This window comes from Pelagibacterium sp. (genome assembly GCF_048264985.1).
Classification (GTDB): domain Bacteria; phylum Pseudomonadota; class Alphaproteobacteria; order Rhizobiales; family Devosiaceae; genus Pelagibacterium.
Genome location: NZ_JBLXCL010000025.1, coordinates 1 through 6,282, shown reverse-complemented (window position 1 = coordinate 6,282; position 6,282 = coordinate 1). Strand labels below are relative to the sequence as shown.

At 52.5% G+C, this 6,282-nt stretch carries 5 protein-coding genes; all 5 read right to left on the bottom strand.

The features are described 5' to 3' along the window. Positions 1-340: hypothetical protein (locus ACN0TA_RS18680; RefSeq protein WP_417585774.1), on the bottom strand; the 340-nt coding region annotated here is incomplete at its 3' end. 478 nt (positions 341-818) lie between these two features. Continuing rightward, complete coding sequence (locus ACN0TA_RS18675; RefSeq protein ID WP_417585772.1) at positions 819-2,525, bottom strand: ATP-binding protein; 1,707 nt, start codon at positions 2,523-2,525, stop codon at positions 819-821. A gap of 3 nt (positions 2,526-2,528) precedes the next feature. Beyond that, entirely contained in the window at positions 2,529-3,767 is a 1,239-nt protein-coding gene (locus tag ACN0TA_RS18670) for an SIR2 family protein (protein ID WP_417585770.1), read from the bottom strand. Between the two features lie 496 nt (positions 3,768-4,263). Next, positions 4,264-5,292 (bottom strand): DUF4238 domain-containing protein, encoded by a 1,029-nt coding sequence (locus tag ACN0TA_RS18665; RefSeq protein WP_417585768.1) that lies wholly within the window; start codon positions 5,290-5,292, stop codon positions 4,264-4,266. A 197-nt stretch (positions 5,293-5,489) separates the two neighbouring features. Continuing rightward, positions 5,490-6,282: DUF4113 domain-containing protein (locus ACN0TA_RS18660; RefSeq protein ID WP_417585766.1), on the bottom strand; the 793-nt coding region annotated here is incomplete at its 5' end.

Sequence of the window (6,282 nt, the reverse complement as noted above, 5' to 3'; positions counted from 1 at the left end):
GGTTGTTGTCCTCGTCTACGACACAGGCCTCGCGCTGCTTAGGCGAGAGCGGTTTGCTTTCGACGGTATCGAAAAGATGTTCATGTTGAAGTAGGGCATTCTGGACATAACGGTCGCGCGATGCTTTGAGCCATGCTGTTGGGCTCCGAACAAACTCGATGGTCGCATGCAGGAAGCTGTATTGATCATCCTCAAGCACTTGCTTAGGTGGGATGGGCGGCATCGTTGCCTGAAGCGCTGCGAACTCTTGGGCGATGGGTTTCCACTGGGAGCTACGGACATAGCCATGCTTTGGAAGGCTTGCGGTAAAGGTCGACATTCGCGACTTGATGGCGGCCAAGCGTGGGCTGTACCAGCCCCGCAGGATCTGTGTCCAAGCCTCATCTCGCTGCTTAGCATTGGCGAAGTAAAGACGCACGTCACCGCCAGGGGCACGCAAGGTTACCGACTGAATAAAAAGGTGACGGGCTTTGGTTGGTATCGTTTCCACCGATGACCAATCGATAGATCGGAGCTCTTTGCGGAAACCAACATCGATTCCTTCGCTAGTGACGCTTGCTGACCTAGCCGCTCCTGGAAGGAACGTGGCCCACCAAGGGCAGCGGATGTTTCTAGTTGATTGATCCCGCTTTCGCATGCAGTCACGACGTCCTTTGGAGTTCTGCTTCACCGGTGAAAACTAGGTTACGGCCACTTGATGTTCATTGGCTACGGGCCGAGCACTTTCAACAGGTGGTCGTACTCGAGTGGCTAAAATGGCGAGCCTGCTCGAACTCGCAGGGATGAGCTATTGGTGCGACGGCCAGTGCCTGGCTCGATTACCACAGCTCCTGGAAGCTTGGCCCGTCTGACATTGGCGGTTGAGAAGGTCGACCAATTTGAATGGTCACCGGGATTGGAAAATCTACTCCCACCATTGCCACTTCGCCCTGCTTGAGATTGGGAAGGAATGCAGCAGCGGATCGATCTATCTCTCCGCACGCACGCTCAACAACTTCTCGATCTCGATCATTGGTCAGTCGGTGCACTAGAAGCGTACCCATCTGGCTCAAAACGCCTTCGGTAATATCCCTAGGCCGTTGAGTTGCGAGGCAGATGTTCAACCCGTACTTACGGCCTTCTTTAGCGATTAGCTCAAATGCATCAAGACTCTGAAGATCGTCCTCGTTGCCGAGCGTTTTACCGAGAAAGTTATGAGCTTCATCGAGAATCACGATCAAGGGTCTCCGCCGGAAAGTTTCACTTCTGGCACGATGTAGGAGCAGTCGTCCTATTGCGTTTGCAATTACTTCCCGAGCATTAAATTCATAACCGATTGAGCTCAGGCAAATCCGGAATAGACGTTTTTCGCCCTCCAAGAAGGCATCAAGGTTATCAACTAGACTGGGTAGATTGTCTCTAGGGCCAAAAACGCAGCCGAGTGAAGGGGAGTTCATCACACTCATTATCCGGGTCATGAGCGAGGAACAGTACGAAAGCTCATTGCTCGCGCCCCCCCATCGATCCATTCTATCTGCGCCGGCATCTGGGTAGCAGCACTCTTGGACAACCTGCTGAACGAGGTACTTAGGCTCGAATGGTTGGCTGGGGTTGCCGACCAAGCTAGCGTTGTCCTCACGCCTCATTGCTTCTCGGTAGGTATTTTTTGATTGGCTGACCTTGCGCACAATTCCTGTCGGGAACAGATCTGGTGCAAGCGCTGCTAACCGTAAGCTTTTAATGGCTTCCCTAAGCTTTGGCCCTTGAGTCTTCCCTGAAGGCTGAAACAACGCGATGAAGTCAGTTTCGGCAAAGCTTGTGGGAGGGATGGAGACTTCGATTGACTCTGCGTTTCGGTGGATAGGTTCACCCAAGTGGCAATGAACGGTGTCGGCCCCATTTAGAGATCGATATTCCGCAGTAGCATCGATCAACACGAGCTTGCATGAGAATTTTCGGCATTCTTGGATCAACTTGGATGTTGTCCAACTCTTACCTCCACCTGTCGAGCCCAAAATTGCGCAGTGTCGGCCAAATAGCTTCTCTGGGGTGACCGCGATTGGGAAACCGCTATCGCCCGCAACTTGTCCTAGATCCAGAGCGACGCGAGGCGCTTCCGCGTCGACGCCTGCAGAAGTCAGCACCGGGATCTGGGATATGAACTCGCCAGGTGCAGAGTAGACCCGATCGCCTAGCCGAGGATAAGAGCTGACTCCGGCCGTGACTTTCAGAGTATGAGGATTCACCGAGCCCAACAGACGAATGAACCCAATGGCGTCGATCTGGTGAACCCCTGCAAAATCTTGAGAGATTTCGGTTCGGTCGCGGTCGGGAAGATTAACCTCCGTGATGCGGCCCAGAAGTACTGTTTGCTGGCCCTCAATCAAGACAAGTTCGCCGACTTCACCTTTGCCATAGCGATTGCTGCCAAGATAGTGCCCGCTTACCTCGCCAGCATGGGCAAGGTTTGTTTTGATAAGTTGAGCGCTGACACTAGATACAACGCCTATTTTTAGGGTGCTGGCCAATATTCCGTCCAGTGCCATCAGTTATGCTCCTGCCCTTATGCGTTTCACGGCGTTCGCTAGCTGCTCTGCAGGTGAAGCGGTACGAAGGTGAGGGATATAGCTGACCATGTCAGAGAATGAGCCGCTGACGAAGTGGATATCAAAGCCTTCCATCGCAAGATCATGGAATTTCCCCCAATATGCACTAGAGCCGTGCTGGCCGCGATTACGTAGGTGAGACACACCGTTGAAATCACAAAGAATAAGTTTGAGGCTTGGGTTGGACTGAATAGCGGAGTAGATGGGCTCAGAGAGGTGATCATCATTAAAGCCGAAGCCCGCGATAATTAAGCAACTGTTGGGCTGTCGTAAAAACTCCAAAAATCTTGATAGGAGTTCAAGGTGCGGCTGTAGGAATGCTTGCTGATACTTTCCCTTGGCCGGATAGATCAAACATGCATTCTCTGGGAAAGGAGCCACATGCTCGTAAATCTCTGTACCTTCACGGCTCCAGCTTACGGATCCATGAAGCTTCAGGAGGTGGTAAACGCCCTCAGTAAACTCATGGCTGTCCGCCTCGCGTCGCACGATGTCATAGGTGAAGTGCTTCCCATCGAATCTGCGCTTTCGGGTGTACGAGAAGCCATCTATGGTAACCATTCCTAGATCGGACGCTGCGGTTTCAAAGCACATGTCGTAGTTTGTAGTAAAGACCTTTAGCCGAGGATCTCTAACCCTGCGCCTTGCTAACTTTTGCAGCAGATTCCTGTACGCTGAAATGTCCGAAGTATTGCTGTTAATAAACTCCGAGCACGCGTGAAGAATTAAGGCTTTCACTTCGTTAACAAATGCGCTGACCCCCTCGTCGCTGTTGAATGCCAAGTAGGCGTCGCACTGGGACAAAAAGTGCTCGATGTTTGGATTTTCTCTCTCGATATAACGGACTGTTTCTGCAACGTTGGCAGCGCGTTCGGAGAGCCTGTTTTGCTCCTCGGGGCACATCGCTCGTTGCCATAGTTCCCACATGCTCGGGCCGCCGACAGCGCCCAGCGAAGTGCCACTTCCCGCAAAGAATCCTAGGTTCGGGATTTGAAGTGCGGACGCAAACATGTCCGAAAGCGCAGCTTTGTTGGCGCGCATTTGTACGTCATCAGCTTCGCCTGCAGCCTTCAGTATCCTGAAGGCTGCGTCAGTCAACGGCAGCCACTCGGCGGCGCCTGGCGGGAGGTAAGCCTGTTGGCCCATAAGTTCGTCGTTGAATGGGACTACTTCGTCTGTCATGACACGATCCTTTGTGTATGGCTAACCGCAACTACCCAGGTCGGACGATAGCCGAAGCGTCAGAAGGCGGGGACGCTGCATTGAAAGAGTTGATTGTTGCCATAGTGGCATCATGGTGTCACTAGCTGAAGTACGCGTGGTATGGCACGCTGAGCTCTGAGATCGCGGCCTTGGAGGCCAAACCGGTGAGATCACTAAGATCCTAACTTCGTCACAGTGCCCATGTGCTTACTTCGGCCGGCAGCTCTTCTTTCTGTAGGGGGCAGGCAATGCCCCACCGCGCCGGCCGGTACAGAAAATGCTGTGTCGTGTAGACAATCGCCGGTGTCGCCGAGCATCTGCTGTGGGTGTGTACGATGATCTCTCTTAGACAGTAATCAGGTCGAGATCGGCTCAAAAGCGGCCTGCTTCTAGCTACCGTTTTGGCCAAAAACAGCCGTGGGCCTGAGCGCTCATCCGGCAAGAGACAACTCACACCAGCCCCGCAGACCTCGTGCTAGTCCGGGTACTCTGCTTCCTCTTTTGACTGCTCTTCGTGCCAATTGGCCCACGCTTCTGCTTCTTGAATACACCATTCTTGCGAAACAGTGCGGGGCCTAATACGGTCAATCTCTCGTGGATCAGTTGCGAAAACATATCGACGGGCACTCTCAAGGATGACTTTCCGGAAGAACCTCGCTTTTTGTTCGCTAAGGATCGTCCCTCTGAGAGGCGGTCTGGCATCACCTACACGAGTATAAAGAAGGTGCTTAGGGCTCAACGGAAGCAGCAACTCCACTCCTGGTGTGGCCCATCCCGCCTCGAAGTTGTATTCGTTTTTGGCGTTGGTAGAAAGCTTGACTAGTGGGTTATCACTTGTTGGCCAAGAAAATCCTTGGGGCGCATGCAAAATAGTCCATCGGTATTTTGGCAAGCGATTAATAGTCTTGGTCAGCAGATGGCGAAGCTGCCATATCCACATTTTTCTACCATTCAGAATCTTTGCTTGTATTCCTGCAGTACCATCCTCATGTTCAACCCGTTGAACCTTGAGTGGTAACTTGTTCAAAGGCTCTTCGATGGTACTAGATTGCAGCGTGATACCTCTTTTTATCGCTGATTCGTACGTGGCGACGGAGGTCTGGAGCATATTATCGAGAAAGTCAGGCAAAGTCTCACTCTGTCTTTTAATGAAACTTTCAAGACCTGCTGGAGTTCTCACAGACGTGGCCACGGCAAAGCGAAAAAGATTATGCCAATCCTCAGGAGCAAGACGTTCTTCTCTCACAACTTTCGCAATCGAAGGAATAGCGGGATTTTCAAAGTCTCTATCAAGCCAGCGCTCAATCTCGTCACTATCCTCGGTGCCTGAAAAATACGTATATAGATGTTGGTGCTTCGCAATGCTGCTAGGGGAATGATTTTTCCAAAGCCCGCACTTCTCATGAGGCACTAACAGTCTGTAGGTGGGGATTTTTCCGCCTACTGCCCACTGCTTGAGGTAAGCCTGCGGAACATAGTGAGTGTCTTTTTTTATGCGTCCCATGGTGAGATTACTGCTCCCTTAATGTGATCAAGTTGTTATGGTAATTACCAATTTTTTAGCTTGGTCAATTCTCCGCTTCATCTTCCATTGGCAGCAGAGCTTCTTGCTTCTCGAAGGTTATTGGAACTGAAAATTTGCCGCAGAAGACTTGATCTGGAATGCAGGCTTTGGGCCGAAAGCTTACAGTTCGTCCAATCCTATCCTCGCACGCCAATAATTTCATCCCAGCGTGTGGTGTACCGCTGGCTTAGCATATCCCGACGCATAGCCCAAACCGGTGTCGCAGGCACTCGGCCAATACGCACAGCATCTCTTCCTTCTCTTCGGTTGATCTGGTCAATAACTGCCATCAGTCGCTCGCCACCATGGCGTGGCTTGGGTGCAAAAAGATCGGGCGTCAGCTCACCGCGCTGACTCAGATTCAAGAGCAAGATGGAGCACTTTGAGAACGGGTAGCCGGGGCGGTAGATCTGCCCTAAGCCTCGTTGGGCCAGAGCCAAAATTTCGCGAGTGTCATCTGTTGGAGAGGGTAAGGCCAAAGTAACAGCATCGGCGTAACGTGGCCCATTGCGATCGGCCAGCTGGGTCTGGAGCCCTACCTGGATAGTGCTGCACAGCGAGTTCTGGGCGCGCAGCTTTTCGGCTGCTCGAGCCACGTAGGCAGCTAGGGCTTCCCGAATCGGTGGTAGCTCTGTCTGACGCGCTCCAAACATCTTGCTCGAGCAGATGGCTGCCTTCGGAGGAGGGCCTTCATTGAAGCCAATACAGCTCACACCACGCAGTTCTCGCGCCGTGCGCTCCATGGTCACGCCGAAAGTCTTTCGCAATGTGCCAATGTCGAACTGAGCCAGTTCCCAAGAAGTATAAATGTTCAGAGCTGCTAGCTTGGCAGCCGAGCGGTGTCCCACGCCCCACACCTCGGAAACCGGCGCCAACCGGAGCAATTTCTCTTGACGGACAGGGTCGGTCAGATCAAGCACACCACCGGTG

Coding starts and splice junctions, on each gene's coding strand:
- ACN0TA_RS18665 (WP_417585768.1), bottom strand. CDS start 5,292: ATGGGACGCATAAAAAAAGACACTCACTATGTTCCGCAGGCTTACCTC.
- ACN0TA_RS18675 (WP_417585772.1), bottom strand. CDS start 2,525: ATGGCACTGGACGGAATATTGGCCAGCACCCTAAAAATAGGCGTTGTA.
- ACN0TA_RS18670 (WP_417585770.1), bottom strand. CDS start 3,767: ATGACAGACGAAGTAGTCCCATTCAACGACGAACTTATGGGCCAACAG.